Raw genomic sequence first — 25,168 nt, 5'->3', positions numbered from 1 at the left:
GACACTTGCCGCATCGATCAGATTCGTGAGGCTCACATATGGGAGCAAAATCGCCCGAAGTGAAGTCACTTCGGGCGATTATCGATAATATTATTCTGCGGCGGCAGCGAGCAGCTTGACGGAACCGCCAGCCTTTTCGATCTTCTCGACGGCAGACTTGGAAGCGCCTGCAACTTCAAGAGAAAGCTTCGCCTTCAGTTCGCCGTCCGAGAGAACACGAACGCCGTCCTTGACGCGGCGAATGACGCCAGCTGCCTTGAGGGCTGCCGCATCGACAGTGCTCTTGGCATCGAGCTTGCCGGCATCGACGGCAGCCTGGATGCGTGCCAGCGATACGACAACATAGTCGGATGCGAAGATGTTGTTGAAGCCGCGCTTCGGCAGACGACGGTAGATGGGCATCTGACCGCCTTCGAAGCCGTTGATCGCAACGCCCGAACGGGACTTCTGACCCTTCACACCACGGCCGCCGGTCTTGCCAGAGCCGGAGCCGATGCCGCGGCCGAGGCGCTTGCGGCTGTGGGTCGAGCCTTCGTTATCCTTGATTTCATTCAGTTTCATAGCGAATTACCTCCGGCTCACTTCTCGTCGACAACGCGAACGAGATGCTGGACAGCACGGATCATGCCACGAACAGCCGGAGTATCTTCCAGCGTGCGGCGACGGTGCATCTTGTTCAGTCCGAGACCGATCAGCGTCTTCTGCTGAACATCCGGACGGCGGATCGGGCTGCCAATCTGCTCGACCGTAACGGTCGCCTTAGCTTCAGCCTTCTTGGTCGTCTTGGCCATAGGTCAAACTCCCTTATTCTTCGGAGGCGTTGCCCGAAGCGGCGCGGCGAGCCTGCAGCGTGGCATACTTGATGCCGCGCTGAGCTGCGATGTCCTTCGGGTGAACCTGGTGCTTCAGGGCGTCGAACGTGGCGCGAACCATGTTGTACGGGTTCGACGAACCGGTCGACTTGGCAACGACGTCATGAACGCCGAGCGTTTCGAAAACGGCGCGCATCGGACCGCCGGCGATGATACCGGTACCGACCTTGGCCGAGCGCAGCAGAACCTTGCCGGCGCCATGACGGCCATGAACGTCGTGATGCAGCGTACGGCCGTCGCGCAGCGGTACGAAGATCATGTCGCGCTTGGCGCTTTCGGTTGCCTTGCGGATGGCTTCCGGCACTTCGCGTGCCTTGCCGTGGCCGAAGCCTACGCGGCCCTTCTGGTCGCCGACAACGACGAGAGCGGCGAAACCGAAGCGACGGCCACCCTTGACAACCTTGGCGACGCGGTTGATCGCGACCAGCTTGTCGACGAATTCGCTATCGCGCTCTTCACGGCTCTGACGGTCTTCCCGCGGAGCCCTCTTTTCCTGTGCCATTGTCCTCTTCCTTTTTCTTTTCCGGGTGCAACGGGCAAACAAAACGAGGACCGCATCAACCTCCCAAAGGAGATTTGCGGTCCGGTGAACATCCGGCCGGCATCCTTGGGATTACCGGCCGGAAATCTGATTAGAAGGTCAAGCCGCCTTCGCGGGCTGCTTCAGCCAGGGCCTTGATACGGCCGTGATAGATGAAAGCGCCGCGATCGAACACGACTTCCTTCACGCCGGCCTTGGAGGCGCGCTCGGCTACGAGCTTGCCAACGAGGGCTGCGGCTGCGGTATCGGCACCGGTCTTCAGAGAACCGCGCAGATCCTTGTCGAGGGTGGAGGCAGCCGCGAGGGTCTTGCCAGCCACGTCATCGATGACCTGGGCGTAGATGTTCTTCGACGAGCGATGAACCGACAGGCGCGGACGGCCATTGGCCACCGACTTGATTTGGCGGCGCACGCGGTTGGCGCGACGCGCAAGTGCTTCTTTCCTGCTAGCCATTTCGCGTGTTCCTTACTTCTTCTTGCCTTCTTTGCGGACGATCCGCTCTTCGGCATACTTGACGCCCTTGCCCTTGTAGGGCTCAGGACCGCGATATTCGCGGATTTCAGCGGCAACCTGGCCAACCTGCTGCTTGTTGATGCCGGTGACGACGATTTCCGTCGGCTTCGGCACAGCAATGGTGATGCCCTGCGGCGGCTGATAAATCACGTCGTGGCTGAAGCCGAGCGCGAGTTGCAGGTTCTTGCCCTGCATGGAGGCACGGTAGCCGACGCCGTTGATTTCGAGCTTGCGCTCGTAACCGTCCTTAACACCCTTGAAGATGTTCTCGATCATCGTGCGGGACATGCCCCACTTTGCGCGAGCATCCTTGGAGTCGTTGAGCGGCGTCACGACGATTGCATTGTTTTCCAGCTTGAGACCGATTTCGTCGTTAGCGACGAAAAACAGCTCGCCCTTGGGGCCCCTGGCAGTCACTTTTTGGCCATCAACCGTGGCCGTGATCCCTGCAGGCACCTGAACGGGCTTCTTACCGATACGAGACATTTTTCAAACCTGTCTGTTTCGAAGGAGATATCTCTGTTCGATCTTAGAAGACCGAGCAGAGAACCTCGCCACCAACATTCTGTTCGCGAGCCTGGTGATCGGCCATCACACCCTTCGGGGTCGAAAGGATAGTGATGCCGAGACCGTTCGCGACCTGCGGAATGGACTTGACCGAGACATAAACCCGGCGGCCCGGCTTGGACACACGGCCGATCTCGCGGATCACCGATGCGCCTTCGTAGTACTTGAGTTCGATGTTGAGCTCAGACTTGCCGTTGCCGAAATCGACGACGGAATAGCCACGGATGTAGCCTTCAGCCTGGAGCACATCGAGAACGCGTGCACGGAGCTTGGACGCAGGCGTCGAAACCGACGACTTGCGGCGCGAAGCGCCATTGCGGATGCGGGTGAGCATATCGCCCAAAGGATCAGTCATAGACATCTAATCTGCTCCTTACCAGCTGGACTTGACGATGCCCGGCACCTTGCCGAGATTGCCGAGTTCACGCAGCGCGATACGCGACATGCGCAGTTTGCGGTAGTAGGCGCGCGGACGGCCGGACACTTCGCAACGGTTACGAATACGGGTCTTCGATCCATCGCGCGGGAGCGATGCCAGCTTCAGAGTGGCCTTGAACCGGTCTTCGATCGAGAGAGACTGGTTCATGATGATTGCCTTGAGAGCAGCCCGCTTCGCGGCCTGGTTGGCAACCGTATTGCGGCGGCGCTTGTTCTTTTCGACTGCGCTTGTCTTCGCCATATCAGGGTTCCTTTTCTACGCTCGTCGTTACGGTTATTGACGGAACGGGAAGTTGAACTCTTTCAGAAGAGCCCGTGCTTCGTCGTCGGTCGTCGCCGTCGTGCAAACGATGATGTCCATGCCCCACATCTGATCAACCTTGTCGTAGTTGATCTCAGGGAACACAATGTGCTCCTTGATGCCCATGGCAAAATTGCCACGACCGTCAAAGCTCTTCGGGTTCAGGCCGCGGAAGTCGCGAACGCGCGGAAGCGCGATGTTGACCAGACGATCCAGGAACTCATACATGCGGGCGCCGCGCAGGGTAACCTTCGCGCCGATCGGCATATTTTCGCGGACCTTGAAGCCAGCGATGGAGTTGCGTGCGCGGGTGATGACCGGCTTCTGGCCAGCGATGGCCGCCAGGTCGGCAGCAGCAACGGTCGGCTTCTTCGAATCAGCCGTCGCTTCGCCAACACCCATGTTGATCACGATCTTGTCCAGCTTCGGGATCTGCATCTCGTTAGCGTAGGAGAACTTCTCCTGCATGGCTGCGCGGATGCGAGCAACATATTCCTTCTTGAGCCGCGGCTCGTACTTTGCCTCAGCCATCGATCACTTCTCCCGAGGTCTTGGCCACACGGACCTTCTTGCCATCCACAACCTTGAAACCGACGCGGGTCGGCTTGCCGTCCTTGTCGACGATCGCAATGTTGGACAGGTGAAGCGGGGCTTCCTTGCTGATGATGCCGGCTTCCTGGTTCTGCGTCTGGCGCTGGTGGCGCTTGATGACGTTGACGCCACGAACGACCGCACGGTCTTCCTTCGGCAGCACTTGAATGACTTCGCCGGTACGGCCCTTGTCCTTACCGGTCAATACGACAACCTTGTCGCCTTTACGGATCTTCTGCATCGCTCCGCTCCTTACAGTACTTCTGGAGCCAGCGAGATGATCTTCATGTGGTTCTTGGCGCGGAGTTCGCGCGGAACCGGTCCGAAGATACGGGTGCCGATCGGCTCTTTCTTGTTGTCGATGAGGACTGCTGCGTTGGTATCGAAGCGGATGACGCTGCCATCCGGACGACGGATGTCCTTGGCGGTACGAACGACGACCGCCTTCATCACGTCACCCTTCTTTACACGGCCGCGCGGAATAGCTTCCTTGATCGAAACGACGATAACGTCGCCAATCGAGGCATACTTGCGCTTCGAGCCGCCCAGCACCTTGATGCACATGACACGACGTGCGCCGGAATTATCCGCCACGTCGAGGTTTGTTTGCATCTGAATCATGTCAGGTCGCCTTCTTGTTGTTACCGGAATGGTTGGGTCAACCGACCCCCTACCCCGGCTTATGGACTAGTGTCTTGTCTGATTATGCCTGGCTTTGCGATCACCAAGGATCGTCTCTGCCGGCCATCAATAAAGCAAAAGAACGCCCGTTCGCGAGCGTCCTGCTTCCAAGCTCGTGCTTCATACAGATATTTCGCCCAAGCGCAAGAGCCTGAGCGAAATTCTGTTACTTGGACTGGGCGGAAACGACCGTCCAGGTCTTATCCTTGGAGATCGGCGCGCATTCCTCGATGGAAACGACGTCGCCGGTCTTGTACTGATTGTTTTCGTCGTGAGCCTTGTACTTCTTGGAACGACGAACGGTCTTCTGGAGCAGCGGGTGAGCGAAACGACGCTCAACGCGGACAACTACCGTCTTCTCGTTCTTGTCGCTGACCACGACGCCCTGCAGAATGCGCTTCGGCATGTTATTCTTCCTTTAGGCCTTTGCTTCTGCCGCCTTCTGGCGGGCAATGGTTTTTACGCGAGCGATGTCCTTGCGGACTTCGTTGATGCGCGAGGACTTCTCGAGCTGGCCGGTCGCCTTCTGAAAGCGCAGGTTGAACTGCTCCTTCTTCAGCTTGGCAAGCTCGTCCTTGAGTTGGTCGGCGCTCAGGGCGCGAACATCTGCGGCTTTCATGAGCTTCTTCCTTACTCTGCAATGCGCTGAACGAAGCGCGTCTTGACCGAGAGCTTGGCAGCGCCGAGGCGCAGAGCCTCACGAGCGATTTCTTCGCTCACACCGTCGATCTCGAACATCATACGGCCGGGCTTGACCTTGCATGCCCAGTATTCGACAGAGCCCTTACCTTTACCCATACGGACTTCGGTCGGCTTTGCGGTTACCGGAACATCCGGGAACACGCGGATCCATACACGACCGGCGCGCTTCATATAGCGCGTGATCGCGCGGCGGGCCGCTTCGATCTCGCGAGCGTTGACGCGGTTAGGCTCCTGCGACTTCAGGCCGAATTCGCCGAACGCCAGATCAGAACCACCCTTGGCAACGCCCTTGATGCGGCCCTTGAATTGCTTGCGGTACTTCGTACGCTTTGGCTGCAACATTTTCTTATTCTCCGAACTTATCTGCCACGTACGCTATCAAGCGTTGTCGCGGCGACGGTCTCTATCGCGATCGCGGCTAGCCGGACCCTGGGCGTCGCCTTCGAGCGCGCGGCGTTCGGAGGCCATCGGATCGTGCTCAAGGATTTCGCCCTTGAAGATCCAGACCTTGATGCCGCAGATACCGAAAGCGGTTTCTGCTTCAGCCGTACCGTAGTCGATGTCGGCGCGCAGCGTATGCAGCGGCACGCGACCTTCGCGGTACCATTCCGTACGAGCGATTTCTGCACCGCCCAGACGGCCGGCGCAGGTGATCTTGATGCCTTCGGCGCCAAGACGCATCGCGGACTGAACGGCGCGCTTCATGGCGCGACGGAAAGCAACACGGCGTTCCAGCTGCTGAGCGATCGACTGGGCAACCAGCGTCGCGTCGATTTCCGGCTTGCGGACTTCAACGATGTTGAGGTGCGTTTCGGAATTCGTCATGTCCGACAGCTTCTTGCGGAGCTTGTCGATGTCAGCGCCCTTCTTGCCGATGATCAGGCCCGGACGAGCCGAGTGGATCGTGACGCGGCACTTCTTGTGCGGACGCTCGATGACCACCTTGGAGATACCAGCCTGCTTCAGTTCGTTCATGACGAACTTGCGCATCTTCAGGTCTTCGTGGAGGAGCTGGCCGTATTCGGCATTGTCCGCGAACCAGCGGCTATCCCAGGTACGGTTGATGCCAAGACGAAAGCCGATCGGATTGATTTTCTGACCCATTATGCGGCCTCCCCTTGAGCTTCCACTTCACGAACGACGATCGTTAGGTGCGCAAACGGACGCTCGATGCGAGATGCGCGGCCACGACCACGAGCGTGGAAACGCTTCATGACGATCGACTTACCGACGTAAGCTTCCGCTACGACCAGCGAGTCAACGTCGAGATCGTGGTTGTTTTCTGCATTGGCGATCGCAGATTCGAGCGTCTTCTTCACGGCGCCAGCGATACGCTTGCGCGAGAATTCCAGCTCTGCGAGCGCGCGGTCAACCTTCTTGCCGCGGATGGAAGCCGCGACCAGGTTGAGCTTCTGCGGGCTGACGCGGAGCGTGCGCGCAACTGCCTGCGCTTCATTGTCCTTCAGCCGGCGTTCGGTTTTTGCCTTGCCCATTGTTACTTCCTCTTCGCCTTCTTGTCCGCACCGTGACCATAATAGGTACGGGTCGGGGCGAACTCGCCGAACTTGTGCCCGACCATGTCCTCATTGACGCTGACCGGAATGTGCTTGCTGCCGTTGTAGACGCCGAAGGTGAGACCAACGAACTGCGGCATGATGGTGGAGCGGCGGCTCCACATCTTGATTACTTCGTTACGTCCGCCTTCACGCACCTTCTCAGCCTTCTTGAGAAGATAGCCGTCAACAAACGGACCTTTCCATACTGAACGAGCCACTTGAGACTTCCTCTCTTACTTCTTGCGCTGATGGCGCGAGCGCATAATCATCTTGTCGGTCGACTTGTTCGACCGCGTACGCTTGCCCTTGGTCGGCTTGCCCCATGGGGTCACCGGATGGCGACCACCGGAGGTGCGGCCTTCACCACCGCCGTGCGGATGGTCGACCGGGTTCATGACAACGCCGCGGTTATGCGGCTTCTTGCCACGCCAACGCGAACGACCGGCCTTACCGTCGTTGATGTTGCCGTGATCCGGGTTCGAAACCGCACCGATCGTTGCAAGGCAGGTGCCGTGCACGAGGCGCTGTTCGCCCGAGTTCAGGCGAAGGATCGCCATGCCCTGGTCACGACCGACGAGCTGAGCGTAGGAACCGGCGGAGCGGGCGATCTGACCGCCCTTGCCCGGCTTCATTTCCACATTGTGGATGATGGAGCCGACCGGAATGAACTGAAGCGGCATGGTGTTGCCCGGCTTCACGTCCACTGCCTTTTCCGAGGCGATGACCTTGTCGCCCGAAGCGAGACGCTGCGGAGCGAGGATATAGGCCAGTTCGCCGTCCGTATACTTCACCAGAGCGATGTAAGCGGTACGGTTCGGATCGTATTCGATACGCTCGACGGTTGCTTCAACGTCGAACTTGCGACGCTTGAAGTCCACCAGACGATAGCTGCGCTTGTGACCACCGCCCTGGAAACGGACGGTGATGCGGCCGGTGTTGTTACGGCCACCCTTGGAGGTGAGGCCTTCGGTCAGCGACTTGACCGGCTTGCCCTTGTAGAGCGAGGAGCGATCGACAATGACCAGCTGACGCTGGCTCGGGGTCGTCGGATTGAATGTTTTCAATGCCATTTTCTTATTCCTCAGAGACCGGTGGAGACGTCGATCGACTGGCCTTCGGCGAGCGTCACAACAGCCTTCTTCACGTCCTTCTGCTTGCCGACGAGACCCTTGAACCGCTTGGTCTTGCCGAGGCGCAGCAGAGTGTTAACGGCCGTAACCTTGACGCCGAAGAGCGCTTCGACGGCAGCCTTGATTTCCGGCTTCGTCGCGGTCTTGGCAACGTTGAAAACAACCTGGTTATTGTCCGAAAGCAGCGTGGACTTTTCGGTGATCGCAGGAGAAACGATCACATCGTAATGGCGAAGATCCGTCACTTGAATCGCTCCTCTAGAGCTTCAACTGCAGCCTTGGACAGCACGAGCTTGCCGCGGCGCAGGATGTCGTAAACGTTGATGCCCTGAACCGGCAGAACATCGATATTCGGGATGTTCTGGGCTGCGAGCTTGAAGTTGCTGTCGAGTTCAGCACCGCCGATGAACAGAGCGTTCGTCAGGCCGAGCGTCTCGAAAGCGCCAGCGAGTGCCTTGGTCTTGGCTTCGGTAGCGACGAGATTGTCGATAACAATCACGTCTTCAGCCTTAAACTTGGCCGAGAGAGCATGACGCAGGCCGAGGGCGCGAACCTTCTTCGGCAGATCATGCTCATGGCTGCGGGCGACCGGGCCGTGAGCCTTACCACCGCCGCGGAACTGCGGAGCGCGAGCCGAATGGTGACGAGCGCGGCCCGTACCCTTCTGCTTGTACATCTTGGCACCGGTGCGCGCTACGTCTGCGCGGCCCTTTGCCTGATGCGTGCCCTGCTGCTTCTTGGCAAGCTGCCAGCGAACGACGCGAGCGAGAATGTCTTCACGCGGCTCGAGGCCGAAAATCGCATCAGAAAGGGAAACCTTCCCGGCGTCTTTGCCCTCAAGGGTCTTGACGTTGAATTCCATTGGTTTGGCTCCCTTACTTCGCTGCCGACTTGACGGCGTCGCGCACGATGATCCAGGCACCCTTGGAGCCGGGAACCGCACCCTTGACCAGGATCAGACCACGATCTTCGTCGGTCGATACCACTTCAAGGTTCTGCGTCGTGACGCGGGTCTGGCCCATGTGACCAGCCATCTTCTTGTTCTTGAACACCTTGCCCGGGTCCTGGCGCGAACCGGTCGAACCGTGCGAACGGTGCGAAACCGACACACCGTGCGTGGCGCGCAGACCGCCGAAGCCGTGGCGCTTGATGGCGCCGGCAAAGCCCTTACCGATCGTCGTGCCGGTCACGTCGACGAGCTGGCCCGCCGTGAAGTGACCTGCGTTGAGCTCGGTGCCGACTGCGAGCAGATTGTCTTCCGTCACACGGAATTCTGCGAGCTTGGCCTTCGGCTCTACGCTTGCAACGGCGAAATGGCCACGAAGAGCCTTCGTCGTGTTCTTAACCTTAGCCTGGCCGGCACCCAGCTGAACTGCGGTGTAGCCATTCTTTTCAACTGTGCGCTGGGCTACGACCTGGCAGCCTTCCATACGCAATACGGTAACCGGGACATGCTCGCCGGCGTCGTTGTAGACGCGGGTCATTCCCACCTTCTGTGCAATCACACCTGAACGCATCGGTTCAATCCTTCTCACTCAGCTCGAGGACCGGAGGTCTCAGAGCTTGATCTCAACATCGACACCGGCGGCGAGATCGAGCTTCATCAGCGCGTCTACCGTCTGCGGGGTCGGATCAACGATGTCGAGGAGGCGCTTATGCGTGCGCATCTCGAACTGCTCGCGGCTCTTCTTGTCGATGTGCGGGGACCGGTTTACCGTAAACTTCTCGATACGAGTCGGAAGCGGAACGGGGCCCCGGACGCTTGCACCGGTGCGCTTCGCCGTCGACACGATCTCGCGCGTGGAAGCATCGAGAATCCGGTGATCGAACGCCTTCAGGCGAATGCGGATATTTTGGCCGTTCATTCGACGTTATCCTTGTGTTTGTTATCTCGCGTGCCTCTCGAAAAGGCACGGTTTGTTCTGTTTCCTAAGGCGGACCACCGGTTTCAAAGATCGAGAGGGACGCCGACTGCGGCATCCCTATCCACTCTTTAGGCCTTTCGGCCCACCTTATTGTTAATTTCACTGGCCGCTTCGTTACCCGAAGCAGCGCGCAAATCGCGCTCGCGCGCCATTTGCAACATTTCTATGTCATAAGCAAGCGGCTAGTGCCGCTTGCATCATAATATTGTCATCGAATCGGCCGCTTGGATGGAGCGGCCGTCTTCGAATTACTCGACGATCGATGCCACGATGCCAGCGCCGACGGTGCGGCCGCCTTCGCGGATGGCGAAGCGAAGCTTTTCTTCCATCGCGATCGGAACGATCAGCTCGACGTCAACCGTCACGTTGTCGCCAGGCATAACCATTTCCGTGCCTTCCGGAAGCGTCACGATGCCCGTCACGTCCGTCGTACGGAAGTAGAACTGCGGACGGTAGTTCGTGAAGAACGGCGTATGACGGCCGCCTTCTTCCTTCGTCAGGATGTAGGCTTCGGCCTTGAACTTCTTGTGCGGCTTCACAGAACCCGGCTTGCACAGGATCTGACCACGCTCGACGCCGTCACGGTTCACACCGCGGATCAGCGCGCCAATGTTGTCGCCGGCCTGGCCCTGGTCGAGCAGCTTGCGGAACATTTCAACGCCGGTCACCGTCGTCTTCGACGTCGGACGAATGCCGACGATCTCGACTTCTTCACCAACCTTGATCACGCCACGCTCGACGCGGCCCGTCACAACCGTACCACGGCCGGAGATCGAGAACACGTCTTCGATCGGCATCAGGAACGGCTGGTCGATCGGACGCTCGGGCGTCGGGATATAGGCGTCAACCTGAGCCATCAGCTCGCGGATCGCATCTTCGCCGATCTTCTTGTCCGAATCTTCAAGCGCAGCCAGCGCCGAACCCTTGACGACCGGGATGTCGTCGCCCGGGAAGTCGTAGGACGACAGAAGTTCGCGAACTTCGAGCTCGACGAGTTCCAGAAGCTCGGCGTCGTCAACCTGGTCGACCTTGTTCAGGAATACGACGATCGCCGGAACGCCAACCTGGCGGGCGAGCAGAATGTGCTCGCGCGTCTGCGGCATCGGGCCGTCGGCGGCGGAGCAAACCAGGATCGCGCCGTCCATCTGAGCGGCACCCGTGATCATGTTCTTCACGTAGTCGGCGTGGCCGGGGCAGTCAACGTGCGCATAGTGACGGTTCGGCGTCTCGTATTCAACGTGGGCCGTCGAGATCGTGATGCCACGGGCCTTCTCTTCCGGAGCCGCGTCGATTTGGTCATACGCCTTGAACTCGCCGAAGTACTTCGTGATCGCTGCCGTCAAGGACGTCTTGCCGTGGTCAACGTGACCGATCGTACCGATGTTAACGTGCGGCTTATTGCGCTCAAACTTACTCTTTGCCATTTTCGGCTCTCCGTTTTCCTGTCCCCTGGGGGATCAATTCTTGTTATCGGTCAATTGGTATTCCGGTCACTTCTGACCGGAATACTTTGCCTGGATTTCCTGTGCGACGTTCGACGGAACCGGCGCGTAGTGGTCGAAGGTCATCGTGTACTGCGCACGACCCTGAGACATCGAACGCAGGTTATCGACGTACTTGAACATGTTCGCCAGCGGGACGTTCGCGCTGATGACGACGGCGATACCGCGGCTCTCCTGGCCCTGGATCTGACCACGGCGAGAGTTCAGGTCACCGATAACGTCACCGACGTAATCTTCCGGCGTCACGACTTCGACCTTCATCATCGGCTCAAGGAGCTGAGCGCCGGCTTCGCGGGCTGCTTCACGGAAGCAAGCGCGAGCAGCGATTTCGAAGGCCAGAACCGACGAGTCGACGTCATGGAAGGCACCGTCGATCAGCGTCGCCTTGACGCCGAGCATCGGGAAGCCAGCCAGCGGGCCCGAAGACAGAACGCTTTCGATACCCTTCTGAACGCCCGGGATGTATTCCTTCGGAACAGCACCGCCGACGATCTTGGACTCGAACTTGAAGTCTTCGCCTTCCGGGTTCGGCTCGAATACGAGCTTGACGCGAGCGAACTGACCGGTGCCACCGGTCTGCTTCTTGTGCGTGTAGTCCTTTTCCGTCAGGCGCGTGATGGTTTCGCGGTAAGCAACCTGCGGAGCGCCCACGTTTGCTTCAACCTTGAACTCGCGACGCATGCGGTCGACGATGATGTCGAGGTGCAGTTCGCCCATGCCCGCGATGATGGTCTGGCCGGATTCCTGGTCGGTCTTGACGCGGAAGGACGGGTCCTCTGCAGCCAGGCGGTTGAGCGCAAGGCCCATCTTTTCCTGGTCGCCCTTGGACTTCGGCTCGATGGCGATCTGGATGACCGGCTCGGGGAACTCCATGCGCTCCAGGATAACCGGCTTCAGGGGATCGCAGAGCGTGTCGCCCGTGGTGGTTTCCTTGAGGCCGGCGAGAGCAACGATGTCGCCTGCATAGGCTTCTTCGATGTCTTCACGCGAGTTGGAGTGCATCTGCAGCATGCGGCCGACGCGCTCGCGCTTGTCCTTGACCGTATTCATGACAGAAACGCCCTTCTCCAGCTTGCCGGAGTAGATGCGGGCGAAGGTGAGCGAACCGACGAACGGGTCGTTCATGATCTTGAACGCGAGCATGGAAAGCGGCTCGTTATCGTCAGCGTGACGCTCGATCTCGGCTTCGGTCTTGGCATCGATGCCCTTGATCGCCGGAATGTCGAGCGGCGACGGCAGGTAATCGACAACGGCGTCGAGGAGCGGCTGAACACCCTTGTTCTTGAAGGCGGTACCGCAGAACATCGGATGGAACTTGACGTCGATCGTGCCGCGACGAACGAGTTCGCGGATCTTGTCGTTGTCAGGCAGATTGCCTTCGAGATAGGCTTCCATCGCGGCTTCATCGATCTCGACAACGGTCTCGATCAGCTTTTCGCGATATTCTTCAGCCTTGGCCTTCATGTCTTCCGGGATTTCGACGACGTCCCACTGGGCGCCGAGCGACTCGTCGCGCCAGATCAGAGCATTCATCTCGACCAGGTCGATAACGCCCTTGAAGTCGCTTTCAGCGCCGATCGGCAGCTGCATGACAACTGCGGTCGCGCCGAGGCGGGTCTTGATCATCTCGACCGAGCGATAGAAGTCGGCGCCGGTCTTGTCCATCTTGTTGCAGAAGATCATGCGCGGAACATGATACTTCTCAGCCTGACGCCAGACGGTTTCCGTCTGCGGCTCAACGCCGGCATTGGCGTCGAGGAGCGCGATGGCGCCGTCGAGAACGCGCAGCGAACGCTCGACTTCGATGGTGAAGTCTACGTGGCCGGGGGTGTCGATGATGTTGAAGCGGCGGGTCTTGCCGTCGCGGCCCTTCCAGAAGGTCGTGGTAGCAGCAGAGGTGATCGTGATGCCACGCTCCTGCTCCTGCTCCATCCAGTCCATCGTGGCAGCGCCATCGTGAACTTCGCCGATCTTGTGCGACTTACCGGTGTAGTAAAGAATACGCTCGGTCGTCGTGGTCTTGCCGGCGTCGATATGCGCCATGATACCGAAATTGCGGTAGTCTTCGATTTTATATGCGCGAGCCATTGTGGACTGCCTTTCCGAAACCGTTCGGGATTACCAGCGATAATGCGAGAACGCACGGTTGGCATCGGCCATCTTGTGCGTGTCTTCGCGCTTCTTGACGGCAGCGCCGCGGTTGTTGGAGGCATCGAGAAGTTCGCCGCAGAGACGATCGATCATCGTCGTCTCGTTACGCTTGCGAGCAGCAGTGATCAGCCAGCGGATCGCCAGAGCCTGACGGCGCTCAGGACGCACATCGACCGGAACCTGGTACGTAGCACCACCAACGCGGCGCGAGCGGACTTCAACGTGCGGAGCGATGTTATCCAAAGCCTGATGGAACACGCCGAGCGGCTCCTGCTTTGCCTTGCCCTGCACGGCGTCAAATGCGCCATATACGATGTTTTCCGCTACGGACTTCTTGCCGTCCAGCATGATGGCATTCATGAACTTGGTAACGACCAGATCGCCGAACTTCGGGTCCGGATTGATCTCGCGCTTTTCTGCTCTATGACGTCGGGACATATAACTTCTCGTCTCTCAACTGTTGCGACGCTCAACCACGCGGAGAACCTCGCGCAGCGCCGGATTATCTAAAAACCGAATTACTTCGGACGCTTTGCACCGTACTTCGAACGGCGCTGCTTGCGGTTCTTGACACCCTGGGTATCGAGAACGCCGCGGATGATGTGGTAGCGAACACCCGGAAGGTCCTTAACGCGGCCGCCACGGATCATGACGACAGAGTGTTCCTGAAGGTTGTGACCTTCACCGGGGATGTAACCAATGACTTCGAAGCCGTTGGTCAGGCGGATCTTTGCGACCTTACGCAGAGCCGAGTTCGGCTTCTTCGGCGTCGTCGTGTAGACGCGGGTGCAAACACCGCGCTTCTGCGGGTTCTCCTGAAGAGCGGGAACCTTGTTACGCTTTACCTGCGCCTGGCGAGGCTTGCGGATCAGCTGGTTTACGGTAGGCATTCAACCATCCCTTGTAAATCTATCTCGACACCCTTGCGGGCATGACTTTCGCCGTCACCGGCACCGACACACGTTCGTCTCAATGCGCAAAACGTGGCCCGATCCGCTCTCGCAGATGGACCACAGAAAAGCAGAGGACACCCAAAGTGGCGTCGTGCGTGCAGCATTCGTGTCTTCAACGTGCGTTTAGAACCTTGTTTGAGGTGAACTCCAGGACGCGTCGTCCCGAATAGCCATGTCTCACATGGGTTCCGATGGCGGCGGTACTACTGGTTTCCCGCCGGTTCGTCAAGGCCGGTTAAGAAATTATCTTTGTCACAAAGCCCGGAAACCCCGGCCAAACCAGCCATTTGACGCATTGGATACGGAAATGCCTCCCCTTCGGCAAGATGGACTTTGGTATTTCGTCAAAATCCCTATAAGGAATCACGCAAGAACATTTCCATCCGACGGACCCGCGCGGCGAAAAGGAATCGCCGGGTCGATTCGATACTCCCGAAGGAAGATCCATGATTACTGCGCCAGACAACGACAACAATTCCGACGGCCCCATGGTCTTCATCATCATCGGCAAGGGCTACGAGACCGATGGCGGCGAAGGCGTCGACTTGCATGTCATGCTGAAAGCGCCTGACGACGATACCGCCGTGCGCGAGGCGCTCAACGCGCTGGCCGAAGAGGGCTTCATTGAGGCCGACCTCGATCAGATCGGTCTCCTGACGGATATACCGGACGAAGAGCCCCATGCCTCCGCCTATCAGGGCGCGCTCGAAGGCGAAGTCGCGATCATCCGTTTCCGCTGATCTGGACGGCCGCTAGCGGAGCGGCCTCCCCTCGCCCCATCGATCTTAGCGTCGCATAAAAAGAAACCGCCCGGATCGCTCCGGGCGGTTTTGATTTTTGTCAATTCAGACCACGCTTATTCGGCCGGGCTGCTTTCGCTGGCGAGATCCTGCAGCATCGGCGTTGCGACGCCGGCATCCGTACCCTTGCGGCGCTCTTCGAGGATGAGCTCGTCGCGGGCCGTAGCGATACGGCGGATCTGCGTCATGGTACCGCCGGTACCGGCCGGGATGAGGCGGCCGACGATGACGTTTTCCTTCAGGCCCTGCAGACCGTCGGTCTTGCCGGCGATTGCAGCTTCGGTGAGCACCTTCGTCGTTTCCTGGAAGGATGCGGCCGAGATGAAGGACGGCGTCTGCAGCGATGCCTTAGTGATCCCGAGCAGAACCGGATCGCCATAAGCAGGCTTCTTGCCTTCTTCGATCAGGCGGTCGTTGGCATCGTCCAGCTCGATACGGTCGACGTTATCGCCGACGATGTACTGGCTGTCGCCCGCATCGGTGATCTCAACCTTCTGCAGCATCTGACGGACAATCACTTCGATGTGCTTGTCGTTGATGACAACGCCCTGCAAGCGATAGACTTCCTGGATTTCGTTGACCAGGTAGGAAGCCAGAGCCTCCACGCCCTTGATCGCCAGGATGTCGTGCGGAGCCGGGTTACCGTCGAGGATGTAATCACCCTTTTCGATATAGTCGCCTTCCTGAAGGTGGAAGGGCTTGCCCTTCGGGATCAGGTATTCGACAGGCTCGACACCGTCTTCCGCCGGCTCGATGATGACGCGGCGCTTGTTCTTGTAATCGCGGCCGAGGCGGATCGTACCATCGATCTCTGCGATGATGGCGTGGTCCTTCGGACGACGAGCTTCGAACAGTTCGGCAACGCGCGGCAGACCACCGGTGATGTCCTTGGTCTTGGCGCTTTCCAGCGGCGAACGGGCGAGAACGTCACCCTGCGACACCTTCTGCCCCGGCTCGACCGACAGGATCGCGTCGACCGACAGCAGGAAGCGAGCTTCGCCACCGCGCGAGAGCTTGGCGACATTGCCGCTGGCGTCCTTGATGACGATCGCCGGCTTCAGATCGGAGCCGCGCGGCGTCGAGCGCCAGTCGATAACCTGACGCTTGGTGATACCTGTGGATTCGTCCGTCGCTTCGAGAACCGAGAGACCGTCGACGACGTCTTCGAAGTGAACCGTACCGGCCACTTCCGTCATCATCGGACGGGTATAGGGATCCCACTCCGCCAGACGCTGACCGCGCTTCACCTTGTCGCCGTCATCGACAAACAGCTTCGAACCGTAGGCAACGCGCTGCGAGGAGCGTTCGACGCCACGTTCGTCTAGGATCTGCACCGTCATGTTGCGGCCCATGGCAACGAGGTTGCCTTCGGAGTTGCGCAGCATGTTGCGGTTCTTGATCTGAACCGTGCCCTCGTAGGAGGCTTCCAGGAACGACTGGTCGACCACGGTCGCCGTGCCGCCCAGGTGGAAGGTACGCATGGTCAGCTGCGTGCCCGGCTCACCGATCGACTGCGCGGCGATGACGCCGACAGCTTCGCCGATGTTGACAGGCGTACCGCGAGCAAGGTCGCGGCCGTAGCAGACCGAGCATACGCCCGTCTGGATTTCGCAGGTCAGAGCCGAGCGGATGCGAATCGACTGGATACCCGCCTTCTCGATCTCGATGACGTCGGGCTCGAGGATCATCTTGCCGGCATCGACGATGCGCTCACCCGTGACCGGATGATCGATGTCGTCCAGCGCCGTGCGGCCGAGGATGCGGGCGCCGAGCGAGGCGACGACCTGACCGGCATCAACGATGGCGGTCATGGTGAGGCCGTTTTCGGTGCCGCAATCGATCTGCGTGACGATGCAATCCTGCGCGACGTCGACGAGACGGCGGGTCAGGTAGCCCGAGTTCGCGGTCTTCAAGGCGGTGTCGGCCAGACCCTTGCGGGCACCGTGCGTCGAGTTGAAGTACTCGTTAACGGTGAGACCTTCCTTGAAGTTCGAGATGATCGGCGTCTCGATGATTTCGCCCGACGGCTTGGCCATGAGGCCGCGCATGCCGCCCAGCTGACGCATCTGGTTCGGCGAACCACGAGCACCCGAGTGGCTCATCATGTAGATCGAGTTCATCGGCTTCTGGCGACCGGTCTTTTCGTCGAATTCGACGGCCTTAATGCGGGCCATCATTTCTTCGGCGACCTTTTCCGTGGCCTTGCCCCAGGCATCGACAACCTTGTTGTACTTCTCGCCCTGGGTGATCAGACCGTCGTTATACTGCTGCTCGTATTCCTTCACGAGCGCTTCGGTATCGCCGACGATCTTAACCTTGGTATCCGGAATGACCATGTCGTCCTTGCCGAACGAAATGCCGGCGCGGCAAGCATGGGAGAAGCCAAGCTGCATGATGCGGTCGCAGAAAATGACCGTGTCCTTCTGACCGCAATGGCGGTAGACCGTGTCGATCATCTTGGAGATGTTCTTCTTGGTCATTTCCTGGTTGCAGATATCGAAGGTCACCTTGCCATGCTTCGGCAGGAGTTCGCCGATCAGCAGACGGCCGGGGGTCGTTTCATAGATCTTCGAATAGGGCTTGCCATCTTCGCCGACTGACTTGAAGCGGCCGCGGATCTTCGAATGCAGCGTCACGACCTTGTTTTCAAGCGCGTGATGCAGCTCACCGAGATCCGAGAAGGCCATGCCTTCGCCGGGCTCATTCTGGTTCATGATCGACAGATAGTAGAGGCCGAGAACCATGTCCTGCGAGGGAACGATGATCGGCGCGCCGTTTGCCGGGTGCAGAATGTTGTTGGTCGACATCATCAGCACGCGGGCTTCCAGCTGGGCTTCCAGCGAGAGCGGCACGTGAACGGCCATCTGGTCACCGTCGAAGTCGGCGTTGAAGGCCGTGCAGACGAGCGGGTGCAGCTGGATGGCCTTGCCTTCGACCAGCGTGGGTTCGAAGGCCTGGATGCCCAGGCGGTGCAGCGTCGGTGCGCGGTTCAAGAGAACCGGATGCTCGCGGATGACCTCGTCCAGGATATCCCAGACTTCCGGCTTTTCCTTTTCGACCAGTTTCTTCGCCTGCTTGACGGTCGAGGAGTAACCCTTCGCGTCGAGGCGGGCATAGATGAACGGCTTGAACAACTCGAGCGCCATCTTCTTCGGCAGGCCGCACTGATGCAGCTTGAGTTCCGGACCGGTCACGATGACCGAACGGCCGGAATAGTCGACGCGCTTGCCGAGCAGGTTCTGGCGGAAGCGGCCCTGCTTGCCCTTGAGCATGTCGGACAGCGACTTCAGCGGACGCTTGTTGGCGCCGGTAATGACGCGGCCGCGACGACCGTTGTCGAACAGCGCATCGACAGATTCCTGCAGCATGCGCTTTTCGTTGCGGATGATGATGCCCGGAGCGCGCAGTTCGATGAGGCGCTTCAGACGGTTGTTACGGTTGATGACACGGCGGTACAGATCGTTCAGATCCGAGGTCGCGAAGCGGCCGCCATCCAGCGGAACCAGCGGACGCAGGTCCGGCGGGATGACCGGGACGACCTTCATGATCATCCATTCCGGACGGTTGCCGGATTCCATGAAGTTCTCGACGATCTTCAGGCGCTTCATCAGCTTCTTCTGCTTGAGGTCCGACGTGGTGTCGGCAAGCTCCGAGCGCAGGTCGCCAGCGATCTTTTCGAGGTTCATGCTGGCCAGCATCTCGTAGATCGCTTCAGCGCCGATCATGGCGGTGAACTGGTCTTCGCCATATTCGTCGACGGCGAGCATGTACTCTTCTTCCGTCAGGAGCTGGTGCTCCTTGAGCGCGGTGAGACCCGGCTCGGTGACGATGTAGTTTTCGAAATAGAGAACGCGCTCCACATCCTTCAGCGTCATGTCGAGCAGCGTCGAAATGCGCGAAGGCAGCGACTTCAGGAACCAGATGTGGGCGACGGGAGCGGCGAGCTCGATATGGCCCATGCGCTCACGGCGAACGCGCGACAGCGTGACTTCGACGCCGCACTTTTCGCAGATGATGCCCTTATACTTCATGCGCTTGTACTTGCCGCACAAGCATTCGTAGTCCTTGATCGGACCGAAGATTCGTGCGCAGAAAAGACCATCGCGTTCCGGCTTGAACGTACGATAGTTGATCGTTTCCGGCTTCTTGATCTCGCCATAAGACCAGGAAAGAATCTTCTCCGGCGACGCAATCGAAATCCGGATGGAATCGAAATTCTGCGCAGGCACCTGCGGATTGAAAAGATTCATGACCTCTTGGTTCATGCCTATCTCCTTTAGGGGCGAAACGCCCTCGAATTGCGAACAGTGCCGGCAAATCCCGGGAACCGGACTGACGCTTTAAAACCGCCTTGCGGCGCCATGCATCCTAAGAGACGCCAACGGCGCTGCAATATTCCAAGCGGTGCGCGCTGACCGACAGCGCGCACCCGCAGGCTATTACTCGGCTGCGTCGGGAAGCTGGCTTGCCGTCTGCAGATCGTCGACCTTGGAGTTTTCCAGTTCGACGCTGAGGCCCAGCGAGCGCATTTCCTTGACGAGAACGTTGAAGCTTTCCGGAATGCCCGCCTCGAAGGTGTCGTCGCCACGAACGATGGCTTCGTAGACCTTGGTACGGCCGGCCACGTCGTCCGACTTGACCGTGAGCATTTCCTGCAGCGTGTAGGCTGCACCGTAAGCTTCGAGCGCCCAGACTTCCATTTCACCGAAGCGCTGACCGCCGAACTGCGCCTTACCGCCCAGCGGCTGCTGGGTAACGAGCGAGTACGGTCCGATCGAACGGGCGTGGATCTTGTCGTCGACAAGGTGGTTCAGCTTCAGCATGTAGATGTAGCCAACCGTGACCTGGCGGTCGAACTGCTCGCCGGTACGTCCGTCGTACAGCGTCGACTGACCGGTTTCCTTGAGACCTGCCATTGCCAGCATCTTGTTGACGTCAGCTTCGCCGGCACCGTCGAAGACCGGGGTTGCGATGGACACGCCACGCTTCCACTGATCGGCCAGACGCAGCACCGATGCATCGTCATACTCGTGAACGTCGTCGCTCTTCGGGCCATCGCCGACGACCAGATCGATCGTCTTGCGCAGAGGCTCGATGTCGCCGCTCGCCTTGTAGGCTTCGATCAGTTCGCCGATCTGACGGCCCATGCCGGCGCAAGCCCAGCCGAGGTGCGTTTCGAGAATCTGACCGACATTCATGCGCGAGGGAACGCCAAGCGGGTTCAGCACGATATCGACATGCGTACCGTCTTCGAGGAACGGCATGTCCTCGACCGGAACAATGCGCGAGACCACGCCCTTGTTCCCGTGACGGCCTGCCATCTTGTCGCCCGGCTGGATCTTGCGCTTCACAGCGACGAAGACCTTGACCATCTTCATGACGCCCGGAGGCATTTCGTCGCCGCGCTGGACCTTTTCGACCTTGTCCATGAAGCGCTGTTCGAGGCGCGACTTGGATTCGTCGTACTGGCCACGCAGGGCTTCGAGCTCGCTCTGGACCTTTTCGTCCTCGACGGCGAACATCCACCACTGCGAACGCGGATACTCCGAAACGACTGCGTTCGACAGTTCCGTGCCCTTCTTGAAGCCCTTCGGACCAGCAAGAGCAACCTGACCGCGCAGCATCTCGACCAGACGGCCGTAGACGTTACGGTCGAGGATCGCCTGTTCGTCGTCACGGTCCTTGGCAAGGCGTTCGATCTCTTCGCGCTCGATCGCCATGGCACGTTCGTCCTTTTCGACGCCGTGACGGTTGAAGACGCGGACTTCGACGACCGTACCGTAGGTGCCGGGCGGCATGCGCATGGAGGTATCGCGAACGTCGGATGCCTTTTCACCGAAGATGGCGCGCAGGAGCTTTTCTTCCGGCGTCATCGGGCTTTCGCCCTTCGGCGTGATCTTGCCGACGAGGATATCGCCCGGCTGAACTTCGGCGCCGATGTAAACGATGCCGGCTTCGTCCAGGTTCTTCAGCGCTTCTTCCGAAACGTTCGGGATGTCGCGGGTGATTTCTTCCGGACCGAGCTTGGTGTCGCGCGCCATCACTTCGAATTCTTCGATGTGGATGGAGGTGAACACGTCGTCGGCAACGATGCGCTCGGAGAGCAGGATCGAGTCTTCGTAGTTGTAGCCGTTCCACGGCATGAACGCGACGAGCACGTTGCGGCCGAGGGCCAGATCGCCGAGGTCGGTCGACGGACCGTCTGCGAGAATGTCGCCCTTGTTGACCACGTCACCGACGGTGACCAGCGGGCGCTGGTTGACGCAGGTGTTCTGGTTCGAACGCTGGAACTTCATCAGGCGGTAGATATCGACGCCGGACTTCGACGGATCGAGGTCCTCGGTGGCGCGGATAACGATACGCGTCGCGTCGACCTGGTCGACCACGCCGCCGCGGCGGGCGCCGATGGCAGCACCGGAGTCACGCGCGACGACCGGCTCCATGCCCGTGCCGACGAACGGAGCTTCGGCACGCAGAAGCGGCACGGCCTGACGCTGCATGTTCGAGCCCATGAGCGCGCGGTTGGCGTCGTCGTTTTCCAGGAACGGGATCAGAGCGGCAGCAACCGAAACCAGCTGCTTCGGCGAGACGTCCATCAGGTTGATGTTGTCGCGCGGAGCGAGCATGACTTCGCCGGCGTGACGGCAAACGACGAATTCCTCGATGAAGGAGCCGTCGGCGTCGAGCTCGGCGTTGGCCTGAGCAACGTAGTACTTCGCCTCTTCCATAGCGGAGAGGTAGAGCACGTCGTTGGTCACCTTACCGTCGATGATGCGGCGATAAGGGCTTTCGATGAAGCCGTACTTGTTGACGCGGGCAAAGGTCGCCAGCGAGTTGATGAGGCCGATGTTCGGACCTTCCGGCGTTTCGATCGGGCAAATACGACCATAGTGCGTCGGATGAACGTCGCGGACTTCGAAGCCGGCGCGCTCGCGGGTCAGACCGCCCGGGCCAAGAGCCGAAAGACGACGCTTGTGAGTGATTTCCGAAAGCGGGTTCACCTGGTCCATGAACTGCGACAGCTGCGAGGAGCCGAAGAATTCGCGGACGGCGGCGGCGGCCGGCTTTGCGTTGATCAGATCCTGCGGCATGACCGTGTCGATTTCGATCGAGGACATACGTTCCTTGATCGCGCGTTCCATACGCAGCAGGCCGAGACGATACTGGTTTTCCATCAGCTCGCCGACCGAACGGACGCGGCGGTTGCCGAGGTTGTCGATATCGTCGATCTCGCCCTTGCCGTCACGCAGCTCGACAAGCATCTTGACCACGGCCAGGATGTCGTCCTTGCGCAGGATGCGGACGGTGTCTTCGACGTCGAGGTCGAGGCGCATGTTCATCTTCACGCGGCCGACGGCGGAGAGATCGTAGCGCTCCGCATCGAAGAACAGCGAGTTGAACATGGCTTCGGCCGATTCCATGGTCGGCGGCTCGCCCGGACGCATGACGCGGTAGATGTCGAACAGAGCGTCCTGGCGGTTCTCGTTCTTGTCGGCTGCGAGCGTGTTGCGGATGTAGGCGCCGACATTGATGTGGTCGATGCCGAGAACCGGGATTTCATCGAAGCCCGCGTTCAGGATGACAGGCAGGGTCTTCTCGTCGATTTCGTCGCCGGCTTCGAGATAGATCTCACCGGTCTGGAAGTTGACGATATCTTCCGCCAGGAACAGGCCGTACAGCTCTTCGTCGGTCGCCTTCAGAGCCTTGAGGCCCTTGTCCTGCAGCTGACGCAGCAGGCGCGGCGTGAGCTTCTTGCCGCCTTCGACCACGACTTCGCCGGTGTCGGCGTCGATCATGTCGGCAACGGTCTTGGCGCCCTTCAGCGTTTCCGGCTTGAAGGGAATACGCCAGCCATCGCCATCGCGCTGGTAGAGCGACTTCGTGTAGAAGGTCGACAGGATGTCTTCACCATCCATGCCGAGCGCCATCAGAAGCGACGTCACGGGAATCTTGCGCCGGCGGTCGATACGGGCGTAGACGATGTCCTTGGCATCGAATTCGATGTCGAGCCAGGAACCGCGGTAGGGGATGACGCGAGCGGCAAAGAGCAGCTTGCCGGAAGAATGGCTCTTGCCCTTGTCGTGATCGAAGAAGACGCCCGGGGAACGGTGCATCTGCGACACGATCACGCGCTCGGTGCCGTTCACGATGAACGTACCGTTGTTCGTCATGAGCGGCATGTCGCCCATGTAGACGCTCTGTTCCTTGATGTCCTTGATGGACTTCGCGCCCGTATCCTCGTCGATGTCGAACACGATCAGACGGAGGGTCACCTTCAGCGGCGCGGCGTAGGTCAGGTCGCGCTGGCGGCACTCATCGACGTCGAACTTCGGCGGTTCGAACTCATAGGAAACGAACTCCAGCATGGACGCGCCGGAGAAATCGGTGATCGGAAAAACCGACTTGAAGACAGCCTGAAGACCTTCGTCCGGGCGGCCGCCCTTCGGTTCTTCGACCATGAGAAACTGATCGTAGGACGCCTTCTGAACCTCGATGAGGTTCGGCATCTCTGCGACTTCGGGAATCTTACCAAAAAACTTGCGTACGCGCCTGCGACCGTTGAACGAAAGGGTCTGAGCCATCGTCGCTCCTTTAAAATCCTGCACCCGGGCCTGCAACGGATGGGAATCGCTGGCCAGGCGACCCCATCAATCAATGAGTAGTTCAATCTCGTCTATTTAACCGAAAACCGCTCAGCCGGATTGCGTCGCGGTTCGGTTTGAGACCATCCTCTTGAAGAACCCATTACCCAAAAGCCGTTTTGCCCGCGGCTTTTGGGTAATTCGTTCAGAAAAACGGCAAATGGGAGGTAGCAAAAAGCCACCTCCCAAAGCAGTTTCAAGCTTACTTAACGTCGACCTTAGCGCCGGCGTCTTCGAGCTTCTTCTTGATGTCAGCAGCTTCAGCCTTGGAAACGCCTTCCTTGACAGCCTTCGGAGCGGCTTCAACGAGGTCCTTGGCTTCCTTGAGGCCGAGGCCGGTGATGCCGCGGACTTCCTTGATGACGTTGATCTTGTTCGCGCCGGCATCAGCGAGGATGACGTCGAACTCGGTCTTTTCTTCTTCAGCAGCCGCAGCAGCGCCGCCAGCACCACCGGCAACGGCAGCAACAGCTACCGGAGCAGCGGCGGAAACGCCCCACTTTTCTTCGAGAAGCTTCGACAGTTCTGCAGCTTCGAGAACGGTCAGCGAGGAGAGGTCTTCAACGATCTTTGCGAGATCAGCCATTTTAGTAGTTCCTTTTGTTCGGTTCGAACTGGTTGGTTATGAACAGCGAAAAACCGCCTTACGCGGCTTCGTCCTTCTTGGCGTAGGCCGAGAACACGCGAGCAAGCTGGCTTGCCGGCGCTGCAACAACACCTGCGATGCGGGTAGCCGGAGTCTGGATCATGCCCAGCAGCTTCGCGCGCAGCTCGTCCAGCGAAGGCAGGGTCGCGAGCGACTTGACACCTTCGGCGTTGAGCGTTGTTGTTCCCATGGCGCCGCCCAGAACAACGATCTTGTCGTTGCTCTTGGCGAAATCCACGACGACCTTCGGAGCGGTAATCGGATCAGTGCTGTATGCGATCAGCGTCTGACCGGTGAAGAGATTGGAAATCCCTTCCGCATCCGTGCCCTGAAGAGCAATTTTGGCCAGGCGGTTCTTCGCGACTTTGACGGTGCCGCCAGCAGCGCGCATTTTGGAACGAAAATCGTTCATCTGAGCGACTGTAGCACCAGCATAGTGGGCCACGACAACCGAGCCCGAAGCCTTGAAGACTTCGTTCAGTTCCGTGACGAATTCGCGTTTTTCCGCTCTTTCCACTGCTTTTCTCCAGTTGACAGGACCGGGTTAACGGGCCTGCCGGGTTGCCTTTTGCCTCCTGGGATCGATGAGATCCCAAGCGACGCTTGAGGATCCTGTCCCCTCGCGCTCGAGCCTGACGGCTCCAAGGCACAAGGCA

At 59.3% G+C, this 25,168-nt stretch carries 30 protein-coding genes; 1 reads left to right on the top strand and 29 read right to left on the bottom strand.

Going from position 1 to position 25,168, the window contains the following annotated elements; genetic code table 11:
• Positions 1-90: 90 nt before the first annotated feature.
• From rplO to rpsL, 25 genes are all read right to left on the bottom strand, one after another.
• Positions 91-561, bottom strand: a complete 471-nt coding sequence (gene rplO / locus C7U61_RS08350) for a 50S ribosomal protein L15 (protein ID WP_106997624.1) — start codon at positions 559-561, stop codon at positions 91-93.
• A 17-nt stretch (positions 562-578) separates the two neighbouring features.
• Entirely contained in the window at positions 579-791 is a 213-nt protein-coding gene (gene rpmD, locus C7U61_RS08345; protein WP_007690786.1) for a 50S ribosomal protein L30, read from the bottom strand.
• A gap of 13 nt (positions 792-804) precedes the next feature.
• The gene (rpsE, locus tag C7U61_RS08340) at positions 805-1,374 is read right to left on the bottom strand and encodes a 30S ribosomal protein S5 (protein WP_004118414.1); all 570 of its coding nucleotides are present in this window, start codon (positions 1,372-1,374) and stop codon (positions 805-807) included.
• A gap of 130 nt (positions 1,375-1,504) precedes the next feature.
• Positions 1,505-1,867: a 50S ribosomal protein L18 gene (gene rplR, locus C7U61_RS08335; RefSeq protein ID WP_004118412.1), complete on the bottom strand. Its 363-nt coding sequence runs from the start codon at positions 1,865-1,867 to the stop codon at positions 1,505-1,507.
• A gap of 12 nt (positions 1,868-1,879) precedes the next feature.
• Positions 1,880-2,413, bottom strand: coding sequence for a 50S ribosomal protein L6 (gene rplF, locus C7U61_RS08330; RefSeq protein WP_106997623.1), 534 nt, complete (start codon positions 2,411-2,413; stop codon positions 1,880-1,882).
• A 43-nt stretch (positions 2,414-2,456) separates the two neighbouring features.
• Positions 2,457-2,855: a 30S ribosomal protein S8 gene (gene rpsH / locus C7U61_RS08325; protein ID WP_015339607.1), complete on the bottom strand. Its 399-nt coding sequence runs from the start codon at positions 2,853-2,855 to the stop codon at positions 2,457-2,459.
• Positions 2,856-2,867: 12 nt separating this feature from the next.
• Positions 2,868-3,173, bottom strand: a complete 306-nt coding sequence (rpsN, locus tag C7U61_RS08320; RefSeq protein ID WP_004118406.1) for a 30S ribosomal protein S14 — start codon at positions 3,171-3,173, stop codon at positions 2,868-2,870.
• A gap of 33 nt (positions 3,174-3,206) precedes the next feature.
• Complete coding sequence (gene rplE, locus C7U61_RS08315; protein ID WP_004118404.1) at positions 3,207-3,764, bottom strand: 50S ribosomal protein L5; 558 nt, start codon at positions 3,762-3,764, stop codon at positions 3,207-3,209.
• Positions 3,757-4,065: a 50S ribosomal protein L24 gene (gene rplX / locus C7U61_RS08310; protein ID WP_069611900.1), complete on the bottom strand. Its 309-nt coding sequence runs from the start codon at positions 4,063-4,065 to the stop codon at positions 3,757-3,759. Before rplX ends, rplE begins: the two co-directional genes overlap by 8 nt.
• Before the next feature lie 11 nt (positions 4,066-4,076).
• On the bottom strand, positions 4,077-4,445 hold the full coding sequence (gene rplN / locus C7U61_RS08305; protein ID WP_003573790.1) for a 50S ribosomal protein L14: 369 nt from the start codon (positions 4,443-4,445) through the stop codon (positions 4,077-4,079).
• Positions 4,446-4,671: 226 nt separating this feature from the next.
• Positions 4,672-4,911, bottom strand: coding sequence for a 30S ribosomal protein S17 (gene rpsQ / locus C7U61_RS08300; RefSeq protein ID WP_069611899.1), 240 nt, complete (start codon positions 4,909-4,911; stop codon positions 4,672-4,674).
• 12 nt (positions 4,912-4,923) lie between these two features.
• A complete protein-coding gene (gene rpmC, locus C7U61_RS08295; protein WP_007690763.1) occupies positions 4,924-5,124 on the bottom strand; it encodes a 50S ribosomal protein L29 in 201 nt (66 codons plus the stop codon).
• An 11-nt stretch (positions 5,125-5,135) separates the two neighbouring features.
• Positions 5,136-5,549, bottom strand: coding sequence for a 50S ribosomal protein L16 (gene rplP / locus C7U61_RS08290; RefSeq protein WP_004118395.1), 414 nt, complete (start codon positions 5,547-5,549; stop codon positions 5,136-5,138).
• A gap of 36 nt (positions 5,550-5,585) precedes the next feature.
• The gene (gene rpsC, locus C7U61_RS08285; RefSeq protein WP_004118393.1) at positions 5,586-6,311 is read right to left on the bottom strand and encodes a 30S ribosomal protein S3; all 726 of its coding nucleotides are present in this window, start codon (positions 6,309-6,311) and stop codon (positions 5,586-5,588) included.
• Complete coding sequence (rplV, locus tag C7U61_RS08280) at positions 6,311-6,700, bottom strand: 50S ribosomal protein L22 (protein ID WP_004118391.1); 390 nt, start codon at positions 6,698-6,700, stop codon at positions 6,311-6,313. The genes rpsC and rplV overlap by 1 nt, the downstream gene beginning before the upstream one ends.
• A gap of 2 nt (positions 6,701-6,702) precedes the next feature.
• Positions 6,703-6,981: a 30S ribosomal protein S19 gene (gene rpsS / locus C7U61_RS08275; RefSeq protein WP_037199970.1), complete on the bottom strand. Its 279-nt coding sequence runs from the start codon at positions 6,979-6,981 to the stop codon at positions 6,703-6,705.
• 15 nt (positions 6,982-6,996) lie between these two features.
• Positions 6,997-7,833: a 50S ribosomal protein L2 gene (gene rplB / locus C7U61_RS08270; protein WP_069611898.1), complete on the bottom strand. Its 837-nt coding sequence runs from the start codon at positions 7,831-7,833 to the stop codon at positions 6,997-6,999.
• Between the two features lie 11 nt (positions 7,834-7,844).
• Positions 7,845-8,138, bottom strand: a complete 294-nt coding sequence (locus C7U61_RS08265) for a 50S ribosomal protein L23 (RefSeq protein ID WP_015339600.1) — start codon at positions 8,136-8,138, stop codon at positions 7,845-7,847.
• Positions 8,135-8,755, bottom strand: a complete 621-nt coding sequence (rplD, locus tag C7U61_RS08260; RefSeq protein WP_015339599.1) for a 50S ribosomal protein L4 — start codon at positions 8,753-8,755, stop codon at positions 8,135-8,137. Before rplD ends, C7U61_RS08265 begins: the two co-directional genes overlap by 4 nt.
• A gap of 13 nt (positions 8,756-8,768) precedes the next feature.
• A complete protein-coding gene (rplC, locus tag C7U61_RS08255; RefSeq protein ID WP_075852342.1) occupies positions 8,769-9,410 on the bottom strand; it encodes a 50S ribosomal protein L3 in 642 nt (213 codons plus the stop codon).
• A 39-nt stretch (positions 9,411-9,449) separates the two neighbouring features.
• On the bottom strand, positions 9,450-9,758 hold the full coding sequence (gene rpsJ / locus C7U61_RS08250; RefSeq protein ID WP_003547547.1) for a 30S ribosomal protein S10: 309 nt from the start codon (positions 9,756-9,758) through the stop codon (positions 9,450-9,452).
• A gap of 308 nt (positions 9,759-10,066) precedes the next feature.
• On the bottom strand, positions 10,067-11,242 hold the full coding sequence (gene tuf / locus C7U61_RS08245) for an elongation factor Tu (RefSeq protein ID WP_095434658.1): 1,176 nt from the start codon (positions 11,240-11,242) through the stop codon (positions 10,067-10,069).
• A 66-nt stretch (positions 11,243-11,308) separates the two neighbouring features.
• Entirely contained in the window at positions 11,309-13,408 is a 2,100-nt protein-coding gene (fusA, locus tag C7U61_RS08240) for an elongation factor G (protein WP_106997622.1), read from the bottom strand.
• Positions 13,409-13,438: 30 nt separating this feature from the next.
• Positions 13,439-13,909 (bottom strand): 30S ribosomal protein S7, encoded by a 471-nt coding sequence (rpsG, locus tag C7U61_RS08235; RefSeq protein WP_069614847.1) that lies wholly within the window; start codon positions 13,907-13,909, stop codon positions 13,439-13,441.
• Between the two features lie 80 nt (positions 13,910-13,989).
• Entirely contained in the window at positions 13,990-14,361 is a 372-nt protein-coding gene (gene rpsL, locus C7U61_RS08230) for a 30S ribosomal protein S12 (protein ID WP_003507760.1), read from the bottom strand.
• A 509-nt stretch (positions 14,362-14,870) separates the two neighbouring features.
• Here rpsL and C7U61_RS08225 point away from each other — a divergent pair.
• A complete protein-coding gene (locus C7U61_RS08225) occupies positions 14,871-15,164 on the top strand; it encodes a transcriptional regulator (protein WP_106997621.1) in 294 nt (97 codons plus the stop codon).
• A 116-nt stretch (positions 15,165-15,280) separates the two neighbouring features.
• Here the strand turns inward: C7U61_RS08225 and rpoC are convergent, their stop codons facing one another.
• The 4 genes from rpoC to rplJ all read right to left on the bottom strand — a co-directional run bounded on the left by rpoC (position 15,281) and on the right by rplJ (position 25,029).
• Positions 15,281-19,489 carry a DNA-directed RNA polymerase subunit beta' gene (rpoC, locus tag C7U61_RS08220; protein WP_106997620.1) on the bottom strand — a complete coding sequence of 1,403 codons (4,209 nt, stop codon included), beginning with the start codon at positions 19,487-19,489 and terminating at the stop codon, positions 15,281-15,283.
• A 174-nt stretch (positions 19,490-19,663) separates the two neighbouring features.
• The gene (gene rpoB, locus C7U61_RS08215; RefSeq protein WP_106997619.1) at positions 19,664-23,806 is read right to left on the bottom strand and encodes a DNA-directed RNA polymerase subunit beta; all 4,143 of its coding nucleotides are present in this window, start codon (positions 23,804-23,806) and stop codon (positions 19,664-19,666) included.
• A 262-nt stretch (positions 23,807-24,068) separates the two neighbouring features.
• Entirely contained in the window at positions 24,069-24,452 is a 384-nt protein-coding gene (rplL, locus tag C7U61_RS08210; protein ID WP_069614844.1) for a 50S ribosomal protein L7/L12, read from the bottom strand.
• A gap of 58 nt (positions 24,453-24,510) precedes the next feature.
• Positions 24,511-25,029 (bottom strand): 50S ribosomal protein L10, encoded by a 519-nt coding sequence (gene rplJ, locus C7U61_RS08205; RefSeq protein ID WP_106997618.1) that lies wholly within the window; start codon positions 25,027-25,029, stop codon positions 24,511-24,513.
• Positions 25,030-25,168 lie beyond the last annotated feature (139 nt).

The sequence above is a fragment of the Rhizobium sp. JAB6 genome (assembly GCF_003024605.1).
GTDB lineage: Bacteria > Pseudomonadota > Alphaproteobacteria > Rhizobiales > Rhizobiaceae > Rhizobium.
The sequence above is the reverse complement of the archived record's forward strand: the minus strand, read 5'-3'. Positions and strand labels throughout refer to the sequence as shown.